General features: G+C 74.4%; 17 protein-coding genes and 2 pseudogenes. 7 read left to right on the forward strand and 12 right to left on the reverse strand.

All coding sequences use genetic code 11. From position 1 onward, the window contains the following. Positions 1 to 56 precede the first annotated feature (56 nt). The gene (locus ACQP1S_RS29580; protein ID WP_432901138.1) at positions 57 to 1,238 is read left to right on the forward strand and encodes a homogentisate 1,2-dioxygenase; all 1,182 of its coding nucleotides are present in this window, start codon (positions 57 to 59) and stop codon (positions 1,236 to 1,238) included. Positions 1,239 to 1,303: 65 nt separating this feature from the next. Here ACQP1S_RS29580 and ACQP1S_RS29585 read toward each other — a convergent pair. From ACQP1S_RS29585 to ACQP1S_RS29605, 5 genes and pseudogenes are all read right to left on the reverse strand, one after another. Beyond that, positions 1,304 to 2,146 (reverse strand): annotated as a pseudogene (locus ACQP1S_RS29585) (tetratricopeptide repeat protein); the annotation flags it as partial. Positions 2,147 to 2,554: 408 nt separating this feature from the next. Continuing rightward, positions 2,555 to 2,746: pseudogene (locus tag ACQP1S_RS29590) on the reverse strand (tetratricopeptide repeat protein); the annotation flags it as partial. Further along, positions 2,727 to 3,209, reverse strand: coding sequence for a 2-C-methyl-D-erythritol 2,4-cyclodiphosphate synthase (ispF, locus tag ACQP1S_RS29595; RefSeq protein ID WP_432901140.1), 483 nt, complete (start codon positions 3,207 to 3,209; stop codon positions 2,727 to 2,729). The pseudogene ACQP1S_RS29590 and the gene ispF, both read right to left, overlap by 20 nt. 16 nt (positions 3,210 to 3,225) lie before the next feature. Further along, positions 3,226 to 3,921, reverse strand: a complete 696-nt coding sequence (ispD, locus tag ACQP1S_RS29600; RefSeq protein WP_357895582.1) for a 2-C-methyl-D-erythritol 4-phosphate cytidylyltransferase — start codon at positions 3,919 to 3,921, stop codon at positions 3,226 to 3,228. 54 nt (positions 3,922 to 3,975) lie between these two features. Beyond that, on the reverse strand, positions 3,976 to 4,461 hold the full coding sequence (locus ACQP1S_RS29605; RefSeq protein ID WP_013288937.1) for a CarD family transcriptional regulator: 486 nt from the start codon (positions 4,459 to 4,461) through the stop codon (positions 3,976 to 3,978). Between the two features lie 328 nt (positions 4,462 to 4,789). On the opposite strand from ACQP1S_RS29605, the gene ACQP1S_RS29610 reads away from it, so the two are divergent. Next, entirely contained in the window at positions 4,790 to 5,521 is a 732-nt protein-coding gene (locus ACQP1S_RS29610) for a hypothetical protein (RefSeq protein ID WP_432901144.1), read from the forward strand. 20 nt (positions 5,522 to 5,541) lie between these two features. Here ACQP1S_RS29610 and ACQP1S_RS29615 read toward each other — a convergent pair whose 3' ends face one another. From ACQP1S_RS29615 to ACQP1S_RS29630, 4 genes are all read right to left on the reverse strand, one after another. Then, the gene (locus ACQP1S_RS29615) at positions 5,542 to 6,105 is read right to left on the reverse strand and encodes a hypothetical protein (RefSeq protein ID WP_432901146.1); all 564 of its coding nucleotides are present in this window, start codon (positions 6,103 to 6,105) and stop codon (positions 5,542 to 5,544) included. A 159-nt stretch (positions 6,106 to 6,264) separates the two neighbouring features. Then, the gene (locus tag ACQP1S_RS29620; RefSeq protein WP_091247596.1) at positions 6,265 to 7,326 is read right to left on the reverse strand and encodes a type III polyketide synthase; all 1,062 of its coding nucleotides are present in this window, start codon (positions 7,324 to 7,326) and stop codon (positions 6,265 to 6,267) included. Positions 7,327 to 7,383: 57 nt separating this feature from the next. Then, positions 7,384 to 8,550 (reverse strand): acyl-CoA dehydrogenase family protein, encoded by a 1,167-nt coding sequence (locus ACQP1S_RS29625; RefSeq protein ID WP_432901148.1) that lies wholly within the window; start codon positions 8,548 to 8,550, stop codon positions 7,384 to 7,386. Positions 8,551 to 8,594: 44 nt separating this feature from the next. Next, a complete protein-coding gene (locus ACQP1S_RS29630; RefSeq protein WP_432901150.1) occupies positions 8,595 to 9,353 on the reverse strand; it encodes a methyltransferase domain-containing protein in 759 nt (252 codons plus the stop codon). 46 nt (positions 9,354 to 9,399) lie between these two features. Between ACQP1S_RS29630 and ACQP1S_RS29635 the strand changes: the two genes are divergently transcribed. The 4 genes from ACQP1S_RS29635 (at position 9,400) to disA (ending at position 14,068) form a co-directional block, all read left to right on the forward strand. Further along, entirely contained in the window at positions 9,400 to 10,239 is an 840-nt protein-coding gene (locus ACQP1S_RS29635; RefSeq protein WP_363666209.1) for a UbiA family prenyltransferase, read from the forward strand. Between the two features lie 142 nt (positions 10,240 to 10,381). Beyond that, on the forward strand, positions 10,382 to 11,203 hold the full coding sequence (locus ACQP1S_RS29640; protein WP_432901152.1) for a hypothetical protein: 822 nt from the start codon (positions 10,382 to 10,384) through the stop codon (positions 11,201 to 11,203). An 87-nt stretch (positions 11,204 to 11,290) separates the two neighbouring features. Next, a complete protein-coding gene (gene radA, locus ACQP1S_RS29645; protein WP_432901154.1) occupies positions 11,291 to 12,742 on the forward strand; it encodes a DNA repair protein RadA in 1,452 nt (483 codons plus the stop codon). A gap of 144 nt (positions 12,743 to 12,886) precedes the next feature. After that, on the forward strand, positions 12,887 to 14,068 hold the full coding sequence (gene disA / locus ACQP1S_RS29650; RefSeq protein WP_091247948.1) for a DNA integrity scanning diadenylate cyclase DisA: 1,182 nt from the start codon (positions 12,887 to 12,889) through the stop codon (positions 14,066 to 14,068). Positions 14,069 to 14,133: 65 nt separating this feature from the next. Here the strand turns inward: disA and ACQP1S_RS29655 are convergent, their stop codons facing one another. The 3 genes from ACQP1S_RS29655 to ACQP1S_RS29665 form a co-directional block, all read right to left on the reverse strand. Next, a complete protein-coding gene (locus ACQP1S_RS29655; protein WP_432901156.1) occupies positions 14,134 to 14,856 on the reverse strand; it encodes a hypothetical protein in 723 nt (240 codons plus the stop codon). 120 nt (positions 14,857 to 14,976) lie between these two features. Beyond that, positions 14,977 to 15,540 carry a peptide deformylase gene (locus ACQP1S_RS29660; RefSeq protein WP_091247610.1) on the reverse strand — a complete coding sequence of 188 codons (564 nt, stop codon included), beginning with the start codon at positions 15,538 to 15,540 and terminating at the stop codon, positions 14,977 to 14,979. Between the two features lie 115 nt (positions 15,541 to 15,655). Further along, positions 15,656 to 16,168 (reverse strand): glycine cleavage system protein R, encoded by a 513-nt coding sequence (locus tag ACQP1S_RS29665; protein ID WP_432901158.1) that lies wholly within the window; start codon positions 16,166 to 16,168, stop codon positions 15,656 to 15,658. Positions 16,169 to 16,264: 96 nt separating this feature from the next. Between ACQP1S_RS29665 and ACQP1S_RS29670 the strand changes: the two genes are divergently transcribed. After that, positions 16,265 to 17,170 carry an A/G-specific adenine glycosylase gene (locus ACQP1S_RS29670; RefSeq protein ID WP_432901160.1) on the forward strand — a complete coding sequence of 302 codons (906 nt, stop codon included), beginning with the start codon at positions 16,265 to 16,267 and terminating at the stop codon, positions 17,168 to 17,170. Positions 17,171 to 17,210 lie beyond the last annotated feature (40 nt).

The following is a 17,210-nucleotide window of genomic DNA, read 5'->3' on the forward strand; positions in this document are numbered from 1 at the left end:
TGACGTCCGGTTATCGGACGCCGTCGGCCGGATATCGGGACATTACGGGAGGCGACATGCCGTACTACCGCAGCGTCGGCGAGGTGCCCCGCAAGCGGCACACCCAGTTCCGCCAACCCGACGGCAGCCTCTACACCGAGGAGCTGATGGGCCAGGAGGGCTTCTCCTCCGACTCGTCCCTGCTCTACCACCGGTATCCGCCGACCGCGATCGTCGCCGCCGAGGAGTTCACCCCGCCCGGGTACACCCGACTGCCGAACCATCCGCTCAAGCCACGCCACCTGCGTACCCACCAGCTCGACGGCGCGGGGGCCGACCCGGTGCTCGGCCGGCGGCACCTGCTCGCCAACGACGACGTCCGGATCGGGTACGCGCTGGCCGACCGGCCGTCCCCGCTCTACCGCAACGCCACCGGCGACGAGTGCCTCTATGTCGAGGCGGGCACGCTGCGGCTGGAGTCCAGCTTCGGCGTGCTCGACCTGGTCGCCGGCGACTACGTCGTCATCCCCACCTCGACCGTGCACCGGCTGGTCCCCACCGGCGACACCCCGGTCCGGCTGCTGACCATCGAGGCCACCGGGCACATCGGCCCACCCCGGCGCTACCTGTCGGTGCGCGGCCAGTTCCTGGAACACTCGCCGTACTGCGAGCGGGACGTCCGGGGGCCGGACGCGCCGCTCCTGGTCGACGGCGCCGACGTCGAGGTGCTGGTCCGGCACCGCTCCCGGGCCACCGGCACCGCCTGGACCCGGCACGTCTACGCCCACCACCCGTTCGACGTGGTCGGCTGGGACGGCCACCAGTACCCGTGGGCGTTCTCCATCCACGACTTCGAGCCGATCACCGGCCGCCTCCACCAGCCGCCGCCGGTGCATCAGACCTTCGAGGGCCCGAACTTCGTGATCTGCTCGTTCGTGCCCCGCAAGGTCGACTACCACCCGGACGCCATCCCGGTGCCGTACCACCACCACAACGTCGACTCCGACGAGATGCTCTTCTACACGGGCGGCAACTACGAGGCCCGGCGCGGTTCCGGCATCGGGCAGGGTTCGATCTCGCTGCACCCGTCCGGCTTCACCCACGGCCCGCAGCCCGGCGCGGCGGAGCGGTCGATCGGCGTCGACTTCTTCGACGAGCTGGCCGTCATGGTCGACACCTTCCGCCCGCTCGACCTCTGCGACGCCGCCGTGGAGTGCGAGGACCCCGGCTACGCCTGGACCTGGACCCGCCACCCCTGACCGTCCCGCCGGGACAGCCCTGGACGCCCGCGCGGGTGGCGGCGATCAGGGTGGCCGGGACCGCCCTAGACGCCCGCGCGGGTGGCGGCGATCAGGGTGGCCGGGACCGCCACGGCGATGGCGGCCACCAGCGGCCACGGGCTGCCCACCAGGGCGAAGAGCAGGAGCAGGGCCGGGCCGGCCGGGACCGCGTACACGGCGAACGCCAATGGCCGGTCCTCCCGGCGCAGCACCGGCAGGACGACCCGGCTCAGCTCGGGGAGCCGCCGGGCGAGCCGCCAGGCCAGCAGGCCGCCACCGGCCGCCGCCAGCACCGCCACCAGCCGACTCGCCCCCGCCCCGCCGGCGGACAGGAACGCGAGCAGCAGGCTGGCGAGCAGCGACCAGCCGCTGCCCACCAGGACGAGCCGGCGCAGCCCGGTCCACACCGGCAGCTTCTCCGCACGGGCCGGCTGCACCGGCGCCAACGCGGCCACCTGTTCCAGCGCCAGCACCCAGCGCCGCCGCTCCAGCCGCAGCACCCCCGGGTCGTGCCGCGCCCCGGCCAGCTCCGGATCGAGCCGTAACGCCTCCCGGTAGGCCCGTTCGGCCAGGTCGAACAACTCCAGCCGACCGGCGACCAGGGCCAGCACCAGGTGCGCCTGCGGCTCGTCGGGGGCCAACTCCACCCCACGCCAGGCCGCATTCAGCGCCGGCTGGCCGTTGCGCGCCTCGGCCAGGATCGCCGCCGCGCTCCGCTGGGCGTACGCGTCGGTCGGCCCGGCCGCCAGGATCCGATCGGCGGTACGCGCCGACTCGGCGTACTCCCCCAGGTCGGCGAGGGCGATCGCCCGGACGACAAGCGCGGCGGTCGGCACCACCGCGCCGACCTCCCCGGATCCGTCGACGCCCGGGCCGAGGTGACCCGCCCCGTCAGCCGGACCGGCACCGACCGGGGGCCCGGGCGGGCCGGACGGTGCCGCCGGGTCCGACGGTGCGGGCAGCGCAGGCGGTTGCGGTGCCCGCACCGTCGGACCGGGCGGGGCACTCGGGTCCGGCGGGCCCAGCGGTGCACCCTGGTTCCGCGGACCTAGCGGGGCAGCCGGGTCTAGCGGGGCCAGCGGTGCAGCCGGGTCCCGTAATGCAGGCGGGTCCGACGGTGCAGGCGGCGTCAGGGCGTCCGGCGGGGTCGTCGACGCCGGCCACCCCGGCGGAGCATCCGGCCCGGACGACGGCGGCGGTCCGGACGGGTGCGGCGGCCCGGGATGCCGCGGTGGGTCGGATCGGGTCGGGGTGATGGCCGCGTCGGCGGCGACGACCGCCGCACCGGGGCGACCGGCGGCGAGGTGCAGCCGCGCCAGCAGCGTCAACGCGGACGGGTCGGCGGGGGCCAGGGCGAGCGCGAAGCCCAACTCCTCGGCGGCCTCGTCGTAGCGGCCCAGTTCGGCCAGCAGTTGGGCCCGCTGCCGGTAGCCGTCCAGGGTCGATTCGTCGTCGGTCATCGCGGGCCTACCCGGCCATCGCGTCATAGACCAGGGCCACCGCGATGCCGGCGAGGCCCTCGCCGCGCCCGGTGAAGCCCAGGCCGTCACTGGTGGCGGCGGTGACGGTGACGGGTGCGCCGACCGCTGCGGAGAGCACCTGCTGCGCCTCGTCGCGACGCGGCCCGATCCGGGGGCGGTTGCCGACGACCTGCACCGAGACGTTGCCGATCGCGAACCCGGCCGCACGGACCCGGCGGGCGGACTCGGTGAGCAGGGCCACCCCGGAGGCGGCGGCCCACTCCGGCTCGTCCACCCCGAAGTTCGCCCCGAGGTCACCGAGCCCGGCGGCGGAGAGCAACGCGTTGCAGGCGGCGTGCGCGACCACGTCGGCGTCGGAGTGCCCGGCCAGACCGTCCTCGCCGGGCCAGTGCAGGCCGGCCAGCCAGCACGGCCGGCCGGCGGCGAAGGCGTGGATGTCGGTGCCGACGGCGACCCGGGGAACGATCATGAATCGAGAGTACGCGTCAGTGCCCGGCGGCCAGCAGGTGCTCGGCCAGGGTCAGATCGAACGGGCGGGTGACCTTCAGCGCGTACTCCGAGCCAGGGACGCAGAACACCGGGACACCCTGCTGCTCGACCAGGCCGGCGTCGTCGGTGAGCGGATCACCGGCGGCGGCGTGCGCGGCGGCCAGCACCTCCCGACGGAAACCCTGCGGGGTCTGCACGGCCCGCAGGGCGGACCGGTCGACGGTGCCGAGGACGACGCCGTCCCCGTCCACCTCCTTGATCGTGTCGATCACGGGGAGCACCGGGATCACCGCCCGGTGGCCGGCCCGGACCGCCGCCGCCACCGCCTCGACCAGCGCGGACGGGGTGAGCGCCCGGGCGGCGTCGTGCACCAGCACGATGCCCGGGCCGGGGGGTACGGCAGCCAGGGCGTTCGCCACCGACTCCTGTCGTTCGGCGCCACCGGCCACCACCAGGACCGGGGCGACCGGGGCCAGCAGCCGCCGGACCGCGTCGACCTCGGCGGCCGGCGCGGCGACCACGACGGTGTGCACGGACGGCGCGGCGGCGATCCGGCGTACCGCGTGCACCAGCAGCGGCTCACCGCCGAGCAGGCGGAGCGCCTTGGGACCGCCCGGACCGAGGCGTACCCCGGCACCGGCAGCAGGAACGAGGACCGCGACGTCACCGCGCGGATTGAGCTGCGCGGTCACGTCGCGGTCCTCGGGAATTCTTCGCTGCGGGGTGGGTACGACGATGCGGTCGGATCAGGCCTCGGTGAGGACCTTGTCGAGCAGCGTCTCCGCCTCGTCCTTGGTGCTCTTCTCGGCCAGCGCGACCTCGCCGACGAGAATGTCACGGGCCTTGGCGAGCATGCGCTTCTCACCCGCGGAAAGGCCCCGCTCCCGCTCCCGACGCCACAGGTCGCGGACGACCTCGGCGACCTTCAGCGGATTGCCGGAGGCCAGCTTCTCCAGATTCGCCTTGTAACGCCGCGACCAGTTGGTCGGCTCTTCGGTGTGCGGTGCACGGAGCACGTCGAAGACCTTTCCCAGGCCCTCTTCGCCGACCACCTCGCGCACACCCACGATCTCGGCGTTCTCGGCGGGCACCCGGACCGTCAGGTCACCCTGTGCGACCCTGAGGACCAGGTATTCCCTGGGCTCACCCTTGATGACCCGAGTCTCGATTGCCTCGATGAGTGCGGCCCCGTGGTGGGGGTAGACAACGGTCTCGCCGACGCTGAAAACCATAGGTTCGAAACCCCTTTCGCTGTGTCTAGGGTAACACGCTCAGGCACCAATGTCCCGCTGCCGTCCTGACCGTTGGCGCAGCTCAGGGGCCCTGTGAGAGGTCTTGCTTCGGCTTGACAGGCAGCCAAACCAGTGGTTCAAACACGCTCCGTGAGCAGCGGATGACAACCCGGTATGGGTGATCGGAGCGTGGATTTCTCGGGCTATGCGCTCTTCCCATGGTAGCCCGGCGGCGTCCTGACCGCCCAGGTCTAGCGGCAGGAGGGTCCGTGCGGGACCCTGGAGGGGTACCGCACACCGCTCGCCGCACCGCTTACCGGGGGGCTCGATGGGCAAGCCTGACGCAGAGGGATACGGCCCGTCCGACGGGCTGCCCGATCTGCCACCGGAGTGGGGCCGGGTGGTCGTGCCCGATGACGCGTCCGCGCTGGCCGACGAGGCCGTCCAGCTCCGTCGCGAGCTGCGCCGACGCGCCTCGACCACCCGGTGGCGACGCCGGCTGGGGCTGACCGCCCGCCCGGACGGCCGGCCACCGCTCGGGCTGCCCCTGCTGATGCTGCTGGTGGCGGTGCTCGCCACCAGCGTCGGCCTGGTCACCGTCACCTGGCCGCGGTCGTTCCGCGGCACCGACCGGCCCACCGTCCTGCCGCAGTCGGCCACCCCGGCCCCCCTGGTCGGGCGGTCGCTGCCCGCGCTGGACCTGGTCGACGTCGACCAGACGCCGGTGCCGCTGCGCGGCCTGCTCCCCGCGATGATCATTCTGGTGGACGGCTGCGCGTGCGCCGCGCAGGTGGCCGCCGCCGCCAGCGCGGCACCCGACGGCGTCCAGGTCGTCAGCGTCGCCGGTGGACGCGAGGTGACCCCCGCCCCGCCGGTCGGCGGCCCGGTACGCGCCCTCGCCGACCCCGCCGGTGAACTACGCGCCGCGCTGCACCTGCCCGCCCGGCCCGACACCGCCCCGGCGCTGCTGGTGGACCGGGCCGGCACGGTGGTCCGGGTCCTGCCCGAGCTGGGTGCCGCCGCCGACTACCGGGGCGACCTGGTCCGGCTCGCCGGCTGATCCTGCTCGGCAGATGTCGCTCAGGGCACCGCGACGACCTGTGCCTCCAGCTCCACCGAGCCCGGTCCCACCGCCGAGAACTCCAACCGGGTACGCCCGTCCGGCCCGGTCAGCTCCCACGCCACCAACTCGCCGTCGCAGGCCGTACGCCGTTGCTGCGGTGGATCGTCGTGCAGGATCGAGACCGACAGCGTCCCGTCCCCGGAGCAGCGGTACTGCAACAGGTGGCGTACGCCGTCGGGCGGTGACTCCCGACGCACCGGGGGCCGGCCCGCCACCAGGGTCATCCGCTCCCGCCACCAGGTGTCGGTGAACGTCGGCAGCCCCACGTCCGGGTCGCCCGAGGCACCGGGCAACTCGGTCGACTCCAGCACCCGCCCGGTCCGGATGTCGAGCACCACCACGCGTCGGGTCGCCTCCGCACCGGTCGACGGCCTCGGCGACACCGCCGCCACCACCCCGGCCGGACCGGTCACCGGGGCGGTGGCCGACCACCACCAGCCGCCTGCGACCAGGGCGAGCAGGGCCGCGCCGGCCAGCACCGCACCGCGCAGCCGGTCATTGCCGCCCACCTCGACCCCCACCCGGCGAGGGTAACCAGGAGCCGGCGGCGGCGCTCGGCGCAGCGCCGACCCAACCGGCCCTGACCAGGTAATATGCCTCAGTCGGGACCGTGCGGGTGACCCGGGGCCGGACCCGGGACGGCGGCCGGTCGGCAGCCGGGTCGACGGGCCCCACGCGGATCAGGACCGGCGTTCGAGGAGAGCGGCGTAGAGGGTCAGTCCCGGGCCGAAGGCGAGCAACACGATCCACCGGGGCGGCACCGCCGCCCGGAACAACCGGTCCAGGATCAGCAGCACGGTGGGTGACGAACAGTTGCCGTGCTCGTCGAGGACCGCCCGGGAGGCCGCCAGGGCGTCGGCGGGCAGGGTCAGCTCCCGCTCCACCACGTTCAGGATGCGCGGTCCCCCCGGGTGCACCGCCCAGCCGTCGACCTCGGCGATCGTCGTGCCGTGCCGGGCCAGCAGGCCGTCCACCAGCCCCCGGACGTGCGCCGAGAGCACCTGCGGCACCTTCGGCGACAGACCCATCCGGAAACCGGTGTCGGTGACGTCCCAGGTCATGTGGTCGGCGGTCGAGGTGTCGGTGACCGAGGCGACCTCGCGCAACGCGTACCCCTGAGGGGTGGTCTCCGTCCCCGGGACCAGCACGGTGGCCACCGCCGCGTCGGAGAAGAGGGCGTGCGAGACGATCTGCTGGGTGTCCATCCGGGCCGACGCCGGCTGGATGTGCAGGCTGGTCAGCTCGGCGCAGAGCAGCAGCGCCGGCCGGCCCCGCGCGGTCACGAAGTCACCCGCCGCGCCCAACCCCGGCAGCGCCGCGTAACAGCCCATGTGCCCGACGAACATCCGCTGGGTGTCCGGCGCCATGCCCAGGTCCCGGGCGAGCAGGATGTCCAGCCCGGGGGTGGCGTACCCGGTGCAGGAGCAGACCACGAACAGACCGAGGTCACCCGCCGCGAGCCCGGCGGCGGTCAACGCCCGACCGACCGCCTCCTTGCCCAGCGACAGGGCCTCCACCTGGTAACGCCGCATCCGCCGGCCGGTCGGCCAGTCGGAGACGTCCTCCAGCAACGGGTTGACCGCCGCCTGCCGGTGGGACACCCCCGAGTTGGCGAAGATCCGCTCGGCCAGTGCCCGGGTGGGACCCGAGAAGTGCTTCGCGAAGTAACCCGCCCAGAGTTCGTCCTGACGGGCCCCGGGCGGCTGCGCCGTACCCAGCCCCGCGATCAACGGCACGGCCATCTGTCCCCACCTCTCGTCGCACTGCCCGTCCGGCGGCCACCCCGACCTCCGTCACCCTCACCAACGAGGGGCCGTTCCGTCGCGGTCCGGGTCACCCCCGAGCACCGCCACCCCGAGCCAGTCGGCGCACACGTCCGAGGTCGCCGGGTGCAGCGAGCCGCAGCGGGCGTCCCGGTAGAGCCGTTCCAGCGGATGCCCCCGGCGGGTCGCCGAGGTGCCGGCCGCCTCCAGCATGGAGGCCGCCACCTCCGCCGCCGTGCTGCCGGCGAGCAGCTTGGCCCGCCACACCCACCGGTTGGTCTCCGCGTCGCCGGGGGCGTCGTCGACCCGGCGGGCCGCCTCGGCCACCACCAGCTGCGCCGCCGCCACCGCCGCGTCCGCCCGACCGAGCCGGGCCCGGACCGCCGGCAGGCCGCCGAGGTCCCGCGCGTTGAGGTGCTCGGCCGCGGCGTCCACCGCGGCCCGGGCCACCCCCACGTAGACGGCGGCGTAGCTGGCCACCAGCCAGTGCGGCATGAGCTGGGCGACCACCAGGGCCAGCCCCTCCACGCCACCGAGCAGCCGGTCCGCCGGCACCGTCACGTCCAGGTGCAGGTCGTGCGACGAGGTGGCCCGCATGCCCAGGGCGTCCCAGGTCGGCTCCACGGTCACCCCCTCCCCGGCGGGCACCAGGAACTGGGAGACCACCGCCGGGTCGGCGGCGCTGCGGGCGGCCACCAGGTAGCCGTCGGCGTGACCGGCCCCGGAGCAGAACGTCTTGCTCCCCTTGATCCGCCAACCGCCGTCGACCGGCTCGTAGACCGTGCTGAGCCGGGACAACCGGGCCCCCGCGCCGCGTTCGCTCATCGCCACCGCGTACCAGGCGCCCTCGGCCGCCGCCCGGAGCAGCCGGTCCCGGGCGACCAACGCCTCGTCCGGTACGCCCAGCGCCTCGGCCAACTCCTCGGTGACCGCGCCGAGCGCGCCGGTGACCGAGGCGTGCATGTTGAACACCAGCGCGGTCGCGCCGTTGCCCCGGGCCAGCTCGGTGGCGACCGCCGCGTACCCGGCGAAGGAGGCGTCCGCGCCGCCCAGCCCGGCCGGGACCATCAGCCCGAACAGCCCCGACTCCCGCAGGTCGGCGAAGTCGTCGGCCGGGAACGTGCCGTCCCGGTCGTGTCCGGCCGCCCGCGCGGCGAACCTCGGCGCCAACCGGCGGGCCGCCGCCAGAGCGTCCACAGTCATTCGGTCCCCTTCCTGGGTCTTCCTGGTACCCCGAGCCGGGGCGACTACCCGTGTCGGACCCCCCGGCCCTGGTAGAGCACCGCCGTGGACCAGGTCGGTCGGATCATGGGCCCGCCGGGGCGTGCCGCGCGACCGGCACCGCCACCGGTACGCCGCGCCAACCAGCCCAGCGTCCCCCACAGGTCCGGTCGCACGCCTCTGACCCGCAGGGCGACACCGTGCCGGGCGCACTCGGCGACCAACTCACGGTCGTCCACGAACAACCGTGGGTCGTGGATGCCCCGGGGCACGGCGGGCAGCCGTTCACCCACCTCGACCGCGATCAGCCGGGCCAGCACGGTGTCGTTGAGGGTGTCCAGCACCAGCAGCCCACCGGGGCGCAGCAGGCGGCACGCCTCGCCGACCGCGGCCCGCCAGTCGGGCACGTGCTCCAGCACCTCACCGGCCGCCACCACGTCGGCGCAACCGTCGGCGAGCGGCACCGCCGTGACGTCACCGGCGAGCGCGGTCACCCCGTGCGCCGCCGCCTGCTCCAGCGCCGACCGGGTGAGGTCCACCCCGACGTGCCGGTAGCCCTTGCCGACCAGGTGCGGGGCCATCAGTCCGGCGCCGCAGCCCAGGTCGACCAGGAGTGCGCCGGGTCGGGTCGTCGGCGGCACCAGGGCCGCGCGGGCCCGGGCCAGCCAGTGCAGCATCGCGAAGGCGCCGTCGGGTCGCCACCACTCGCCGGCCAGGTCGTCGTACTGGCGGGGATCGTTGGGGGGCAGCACCCGGGCACCATTGGACACCGGACCGTCACGCATGGCATCGAGCGTGGCACGACCGGCCGGTAACGACCAGACTTCCCTTATGTCGAGGACGGTGTTAGGGCTGGTCAGAGCGAGTCATCCGGAGCCCGGTCTGGCAGTGACCACGGTGGCCGGGCTGCTCGCCGTCGGGGTCGGCCACCGTCCGGCCGGGACGGTCGCCGTGGTGCTCACCGTGCTGGCCAGTCAGCTCGCCGTCGGCTGGACCAACGACGCGGTGGACGCCGGCCGGGACGCCACGGTGGGGCGTCCCGACAAGCCGGTCGCCGCCGGGGCGGTGGGCCGCCGGACGGTGGCGGTGGCCGCCCTGCTGGCCGCGCTCGCCACCCCACTGCTGGCGCTGACCACCAACCCCGTCGCCGCGTTCTGGTACACCCTCGGCCTGGTGTCGGCGCTGCTCTACGACTGGCCGCTGAAGTCCACCCCGGTCTCGGTGCTGCCCTACGCCGTCTCCTTCGGCACGCTGCCCGCCTTCGTGGTCCTCGCCCTGCCGGGGGCACCCACGCCACCGGTCTGGCTGGTCGTCGCGGGGGCCTGCCTGGGTGCCGGCGCGCACTTCGCCAACGTGCTGCCCGACCTGGCCGACGACGCCCGGACCGGGGTGCGCGGGCTGCCGCACCTGCTCGGCGCGACCGGGAGCCGGCTGGCCGCCGCCGGGCTGCTGTTCGCCGCCACCGTCGCCCTGGTCCTCGGGCCACCCGGGCCGCCGTCGTGGGTCGGCTGGTCGGCCGTCGCGGCGGCCGTCGCGGTGCCGGCCATCGGCTGGTACGCGGGCCGCGCCGCCACCCGCCGCGACGGTCGCTCGGTGGCCGCCTTCCGGGCGGTGCTGGTGGTGGCCCTGATCGATGTGGTGCTGCTGGTGGCGAGCGGTCGGGTGGTCTGACCGGCACCCGCCCGGGTGGCGACGCCGGGTCCGTGTGCGGCCCTCGATCAGCCCCAACTACCCTGGAGCGCGGTCTGCGCGGGTATGACCACCCCGTGCCCGGGATACGCACCGGGTGGGGATCGTGACGAGGAGGACCGACGTGACGCGCTCGATCAGGGGTTCCCGGCGGGCCACCCTGCTGCTGTCCGGCCTGGTGGGGGCGACCGCCCTGCTGGCCACGGGCTGCGGGGCGGGCCAGGTGTCCGAGACCGCCAACAAGCAGCCGTCGGTCCAGGGTGTGAACGTCCAGACGCCGGACAACGCGTACAAGGTGCGCGGCCTCTACGTCGACTACCCGGGTGACAGCGGCCTCGCCGCCGGCGCGAACGCCGCGCTCAACACGGTGATCTACAACGACACGCGGGAACCGGTCACCGTCACCGTCACCACCGACAGCGCCCGGCAGATCGTGCTCACCGGTGCCGCCGGCTCGGCCAGCCCGTCCGGCTCGGCCTACCCGTCGGGCAGCGCCTCGCCGTCGGGCAGCGCCTCCCCGGCGGAGGGCGTCTCGCCGTCCGGCGAAGCTTCCCCGTCCGGCGACGCCTCCCCGTCGGAGGGGGCTTCCCCGTCGGAGGGGGCTTCCCCGTCCGGCGGCGCCTCCCCGTCGGAGGTCGCTTCGCCGTCGGAGGGGGCCAGTCCGTCCGCGCCGGCCGGTCAGCCGGCCCGGATCGAGATCCCGGCTCTCAGTTACGTGCAGCTCAACGTGCAGAACGGCCGGCACCTCCAGCTCGTCGGGCTGAACGAGGCGCTGCGCACCGGCCAGCAGGTCAACCTGACCTTCGACTTCGGCGGCGGCCGTACCGTCAGCACCCCCGTGCCGGTCGGTGTGCCGCTGAGCCCGGCTCCCCCGGCCTCCCCGATCGTGCACCGTGAGGGTGGCGAGGAGAGCGGCCAGGAGGGCAGCTCCGGCCACGGCGGCTGACCCGGAGACCCGCACCACCGACACCGCCGGCGTGGCGACGACCACGCCGGCGGTGTTTTCGTCACCGGTGGGGGTTAGCGTCCTGGGGTGACCACCCCCCGATCGACTCCCGCCCGTGGTGCGTCCGGCGCGTCCCGGGGCCGGGCCGCCCGTGAGCCCCGCCCCGCCTACGAGTGCGACGCCTGTGGTCACCAGCCGCCCAAGTGGGTGGGACGCTGCCCGGAGTGCGGCGAGTGGGGTTCGGTGGTCGAGTGCACGGTCACCGGCCCGGTCGTCTCCGGCCGGGTGGTCAGCTCCCGGATGCCCGCCGAGCCGGCCCGGCCGATCGCCACGATCAGCGCCGCGCCGGCGCGGGCCCGACCCACCGGGGTCAGCGAACTCGACCGGGTCCTCGGCGGCGGTCTGGTACCCGGCGCGGTGGTCCTGCTCGCCGGTGAGCCGGGGGTGGGCAAGTCCACCCTGCTGCTCGACGTGGCGCAGCAGTGGGCGGCCACCGCCGGCAGCCCGTCGCTGGTGGTCAGCGGCGAGGAGTCGGTCAGCCAGGTCCGGCTGCGCGCCGAGCGGATGGGCGCCCTGCACGAGCAGCTCTGGCTGGCCGCCGAGAGCGACCTGAGCGCCGTGCTGGGCCACCTCGACGCGGTCAAGCCGGGCCTGCTGGTCCTCGACTCGGTGCAGACCATCTCCACCACCGGCAGTGAAGGGGTGCAGGGCGGGGTGACCCAGGTGCGGGCCGTCACCGCCGCCCTGGTCGCGGTCGCCAAGGAACGCGGCATCGCCACCGTGCTGGTCGGCCACGTCACCAAGGACGGCCAGGTCGCCGGGCCCCGGGTGCTGGAGCACCTGGTCGACGTGGTGTTGCACTTCGAGGGCGACAAGCACTCCTCGCTGCGGATGGTCCGGGGCGTCAAGAACCGGTTCGGCGCGGCCGACGAGGTCGGCTGCTTCGAAATGCACGAGGGGGGCATCAGCAGCCTGGCCGACCCCTCCGGGCTCTTCCTCACCCGCTACTCCGAGCCCGTCCCGGGCACCTGCGTGACGGTGGCGATGGAGGGGCGACGCGCGCTGCTGACCGAGGTGCAGGCGCTGATCGGGGCGACGGTGGCCGGTTCGCCCCGGCGTACCGTGTCGGGGCTCGACGGGGCCCGGTTGGCGATGGTGCTGGCGGTGCTCCAACGCCGCACCGAGCGACTGACCCTGCACGACCGGGAGGTCTTCGCGGCCACCGTCGGCGGCATCCGGGTGGTCGAGCCGGCCGCCGATCTCGCGGTCGCGTTGGCGGTCGCCTCCGGCGGGCTCAACCTGGCCATCGCGCCGCACCTGGTGGCGATCGGCGAGGTCGGGCTGACCGGCGAGGTACGCCGGGTCGGCGCGGTCCCCCGCCGGCTCGCCGAGGCGGCCCGGCTCGGCTTCCGGACGGCCCTCGTGCCGACCGGATGCGGCCCCGAGAGCACCGGTGCCGGCCCGGACAAGATGCGGGTGATCGAGGTCACGGATGTGCGGTCGGCGCTCCAGGCGGTCGCCCGCGCATCCGTGGAGTGACGGGTCGGTGGCGAACGGCCGGGGACCGGTCGGGCCATACCGGACAACAACCGCCAGGTCAGGCGGATGGAGGAAATCCAACGCCGTGACACATCACAGTAACCACGAGAGCACCCACCGCAGGGCAGTCCGTAGACTGTGCGCGTGCCGACCGACCGCGACGCCGCCAAGCCTGCCGGCGCGACGCCCCACACCCGCGCCGCCGCCGTGGGCTCGCCCACCCGTCCGATCAGCGTGAGCGTCACCGGGGCCACCGGCAGCGCCGGTGATCCGCTGCGGGCCAACCTCGCCCTGATGGCACCCGGGACCGCCCTGCGCGACGGGCTCGAACGCATCCTGCGTGGCCGGACGGGCGCCCTGATCGTCCTCGGCTACGACAAGGTCGTCGACGGGATCTGCACCGGCGGCTTCCCGATGGACGTCGAGTTCTCGGCGACCCGGGTCCGCGAACTGTGCAAGATGGACGGCGCGGTGGTGCTCTCCAGCGACGGCACCCGGATCGTCCAGGCCGGTGTGCACCTGATGCCCGACCCGTCCATCCCCACCGAGGAGTCCGGCACCCGGCACCGCACCGCGGAGCGGGTGGCCCGACAGACCGGCTACCCGGTCATCTCGGTCAGCCAGTCGATGCGGATCATCAGCCTCTACGTCAACGGCCAACGGCACGTCCTGGACGACTCGGCGGCGATCCTCTCCCGGGCCAACCAGGCCCTGGCCACCCTGGAGCGCTACAAGCTCCGCCTCGACGAGGTCTCCGGCACCCTCTCCGCGCTGGAGATCGAGGACCTGGTCACCGTCCGAGACGCGGTCGCGGTGGTGCAGCGGCTGGAGATGGTCCGCCGGATCGCCGACGAGATCGCCGGGTACGTGGTCGAGTTGGGCACCGACGGCCGGCTGCTCGCCCTGCAACTCGACGAGCTGATGGCGGGCGTCGACGCCGACCGTACCCTGGTCATTCGGGACTACCTGCCCACCGGCCGCAAGTCGCGCACCCTCGACGAGGCCCTGGTCGAGCTCGACCTGCTCGGCGCGACCGAACTGATCGACCTGGTCGCGGTGGCCAAGGCGATCGGTTACCCGGCCGCCTCCGACGCGCTCGATGCGGCGGTCAGCCCGCGCGGGTTCCGGCTGCTGGCCAAGGTGCCCCGGCTGCCGGTGGCCATCGTCGACCGGCTGGTGCTGCACTTCGGCAGCCTCCAGCGGCTGCTCGGCGCCACCGTGGAGGACCTGCAGGCCGTCGAGGGGGTCGGCGACGCGCGGGCCCGGGGCGTACGGGAGGGGCTGTCCCGGTTGGCCGAGGCATCCATCCTGGAACGCTACGTCTGACCGGCGCGGTCATGGACCAGGCCGACCGGCTCGGGTGAGCCGGTCGGCACCGGCAACACGCCGGGTCAGCCGGTGACGACCAGCTTGACGGGTTCGCTCAGCTTGGTGCCCACCCGGGCGAAGACCTGGTAGTTGCCGGCCGGCGGGTTGGGGCCCGAGGCCACACCCTGGCTGCACCGGCTGGCGTCCATGCCGTTCCAGGTGAGCTGGTAGGAACGCTCGAACCCGGGGGTGAAGGACTGCACGTCGGAGCCCTTGCCCGTGCCGCAGGTGTCCGACGACCAGACCTTCTCCGCCCCGGACTTGATGAACAACTCCTGGACGTCCGCACCGACGTCCCGGTTACAGGTCCGCTGGGACCTGTTCTTGATCTTGAGGCTCAGGTCCACCGGAGCACCCCGACGCACCTCGGCCGGGAGCGCCACCGGCGTCACCTGGACCTCGCTGTCGGTGCAGGTGCCGTCGTCCACCCGGGCCGGGTTGACGGGCGGATCGGCCGGCGGCGTGCTGCTCGTGCCCGGCTCGGTGGTCGGCGCGGCCGACGAGTCCGGCGCATCGGCCGCACCGGACGGCGACGCGGACCCGGGGGTCGGCGAGGCCGCCGTCGGGGAGGCCCCACCCGCCGCAGGAACCGACGGCGAGGACCCGGTACCCGATGTGGTGCCGGTGTCCCCCGATCGGGTGCACGAGTAGAGCAGGACAATCAGGAAGAGGAGCCCTGCTCCGAGTACGACGGCGCGACGCCGCCAGTACACGGCGGAGGGCAGGGGACCGACCGTCAGACGCATGATGCCCCCACCGTAGCGGCGCGACGCATCAGGACCGACCACGACTCGCCGGGCGTCGGCCGGCGGACGGGAAACGACCCTCCACTCGCGACGGTCGCCCGGAATCCACGCCGACCCACGTCACAGGTAGACCTTGCGTTGGTACACCGCGTGGGCGCCGGCCACCCGGTCGAGGAAGAGCAGCCCGGCGCAGTGGTCGATCTCGTGTTGCAGGGCGCGGGCCTCGAAGCCGTCGGTGACCAGCCGGACCGGCGCACCGCTGCCGGGCAGCACCCCCTCGACCACCAGCCGACTGGCCCGCTTCACGTCGCCGGTCAGATCCGGCACCGACATGCAGCCCTCCCGGCCCGGCTTCCAGCGGCTCGCCTCCACCACCCGGGCGTTGCAGAGCACGAACGTGCCATGCACCGTCACCGCCTTGGGATGACCGGTCACGTCCACCGCGAACACCTGCGCACCCACCCCGACCTGTGGCGCCGCCAGACCGACACAGCCGGGCGAGACCCGCATGGTGGCCACCAGGTCGGCCGCGAGCCGGACGGTCTCCTCGGCGGTCGGGTCGACCTCCGGCCCCGGCCGGCTCAGCACCGGCTCGGGGGCGCAGACCACCCGGCGCACCTCCCCCGGCACGCCCAGCGCCGCCGGGGTCCAGCCGCCGAGTCCGGCGTACGGTTCCTCGCTCACGGGTTTACCTCGGTTCGCGACTGCGGGGCCCGCAAACCCGGCTCACTCCTCGCGCTCACAGGTTCGTCTGTCGTTCGCGACTGCGGGGCTCGCAAACCCGGCTCACTCCTCGCGCTCACAGCAGATCCGGGTCGGCGGGGCGCAGGGAGAACCCGACACCCAGGTCGGCGGCGACCCCGGAGAGCCGACCGGTCAGGTCGTCGGCGCTGCCCAGCGGCAGGTCCACCTCGGCCACCACCACGTAGAGCGAACCGGCCAACCGGGTGCTCAGATCCGTCACGTTGCCGCCGCTCTCGGCGACCACCCGGGTCATCGCCGCCACGATGCCCATCCGGTCAGCGCCGTGCACCGCCAGCACGTACGGCTCACCCGCCGGCGTCGTCGTACCGTCCGGGGTGACCGCGCGTACGGTGGCCAGCAGTTGACCGTCGGCGGCCAGCGGCGTCAGGGCGGCCTCGACCTCGACGGCGGTCGGGCCGACACAGATCAACGTCATGGCGAAGTGACCGCGTAGCCGGGTCATGGTGGAGTCGGTGAGGTTCGCGCCGAGCCGGGCGAGCACCTCGGCGACGTCGGCCACGATGCCGGGCCGGTCCCGACCGATGACGGTGATCGCGAGCTCGCTCATCCGGGCATTCTGCCCGATCCGCCCGGCGACCCGGTGACGCCCCGCCCGGCCCGCCCAACCATCGGGAAGGTACCGCGTGACATCATCGTCGGCGCGATGACTGAACCGACCTTCACCACCCTGGTCAGCCGGTGGTACGAGCAGAACGCCCGCGACCTGCCCTGGCGGGTGCCCGGCATCGGGGCCTGGCCGATCCTGGTCAGCGAGGTCATGCTCCAGCAGACCCCGGTGGTGCGCGTCCTGCCCGCCTGGCACGCCTGGCTCGCCCGGTGGCCTGATCCCGCTGCCCTCGCCGCCGACACCCCGGCCGAGGCGATCCGGATGTGGGGCCGGCTCGGCTACCCCCGTCGGGCGGTACGGCTACGCGAGTGCGCGGTGGCGATCGTGGCACGGCACGGCGGTCGGGTGCCCGACCAACTGGACCAATTGCTGGCACTGCCCGGCATCGGGACCTACACGGCTCGGGCGGTCGCCGCGTTCGCGTACGGTCAGCGGCATCCGGTGGTCGACACGAACGTGCGGCGGGTCGTCTCCCGGGCCGTCGCCGGGGACCCGGATGCCGGCCCGGCCACCACCCCGGCCGACCTGGTCGCCTGCGCGGAGCTGCTGCCGATCGAGCCGGCCGCCGCGGCACTGGCCAGCGCCGCCTTCATGGAACTCGGCGCGATCGTCTGCACCGCCCGCTCGCCGCGCTGTCCGGCCTGCCCGGTCGAGTCGGTCTGCGCCTGGCGGGCCTCCGGCCAGGCGGCGCCCACCGGCCCGACCCGCCGGCCCCAACGCTATGCCGGCACCGACCGTCAGGTGCGGGGGCTGCTGCTCGGGGTGCTCCGGGACACCACCGGCCCGGTGCCGCACCAGCGGCTCGACCAGGTGTGGCACGACGACGTCCAGCGGGCCCGCGCACTGGCCGGGCTGGTGAAGGACGGCCTGGTCGAGCCGGTCGGCGAGGAGAGCTTCCGGCTCATCGGCGACGGCCCCGTCGCCCAGCCCCTCCCCGGCTGATCCGGGGGTCACGGCGCGACGGGTGCCGCCGCGGGGTGGC

The organism is Micromonospora matsumotoense (assembly GCF_050951065.1).
GTDB lineage: Bacteria > Actinomycetota > Actinomycetes > Mycobacteriales > Micromonosporaceae > Micromonospora > Micromonospora matsumotoensis.

Excerpts from the sequence above, each read along its gene's own strand:
- ACQP1S_RS29665 (WP_432901158.1), bottom strand. The coding sequence starts at position 16,168 with ATGAGCGAGCTCGCGATCACCGTCATCGGTCGGGACCGGCCCGGCATC.
- ACQP1S_RS29610 (WP_432901144.1), top strand. The coding sequence starts at position 4,790 with ATGGGCAAGCCTGACGCAGAGGGATACGGCCCGTCCGACGGGCTGCCC.
- ACQP1S_RS29620 (WP_091247596.1), bottom strand. The coding sequence starts at position 7,326 with ATGGCCGTGCCGTTGATCGCGGGGCTGGGTACGGCGCAGCCGCCCGGG.
- ACQP1S_RS29605 (WP_013288937.1), bottom strand. The coding sequence starts at position 4,461 with ATGGTTTTCAGCGTCGGCGAGACCGTTGTCTACCCCCACCACGGGGCC.
- ACQP1S_RS29625 (WP_432901148.1), bottom strand. The coding sequence starts at position 8,550 with ATGACTGTGGACGCTCTGGCGGCGGCCCGCCGGTTGGCGCCGAGGTTC.
- ACQP1S_RS29580 (WP_432901138.1), top strand. The coding sequence starts at position 57 with ATGCCGTACTACCGCAGCGTCGGCGAGGTGCCCCGCAAGCGGCACACC.
- ACQP1S_RS29670 (WP_432901160.1), top strand. The coding sequence starts at position 16,265 with ATGACTGAACCGACCTTCACCACCCTGGTCAGCCGGTGGTACGAGCAG.
- ACQP1S_RS29655 (WP_432901156.1), bottom strand. The coding sequence starts at position 14,856 with ATGCGTCTGACGGTCGGTCCCCTGCCCTCCGCCGTGTACTGGCGGCGT.
- ACQP1S_RS29630 (WP_432901150.1), bottom strand. The coding sequence starts at position 9,353 with ATGCGTGACGGTCCGGTGTCCAATGGTGCCCGGGTGCTGCCCCCCAAC.
- ACQP1S_RS29635 (WP_363666209.1), top strand. The coding sequence starts at position 9,400 with ATGTCGAGGACGGTGTTAGGGCTGGTCAGAGCGAGTCATCCGGAGCCC.
- ispF (WP_432901140.1), bottom strand. The coding sequence starts at position 3,209 with ATGATCGTTCCCCGGGTCGCCGTCGGCACCGACATCCACGCCTTCGCC.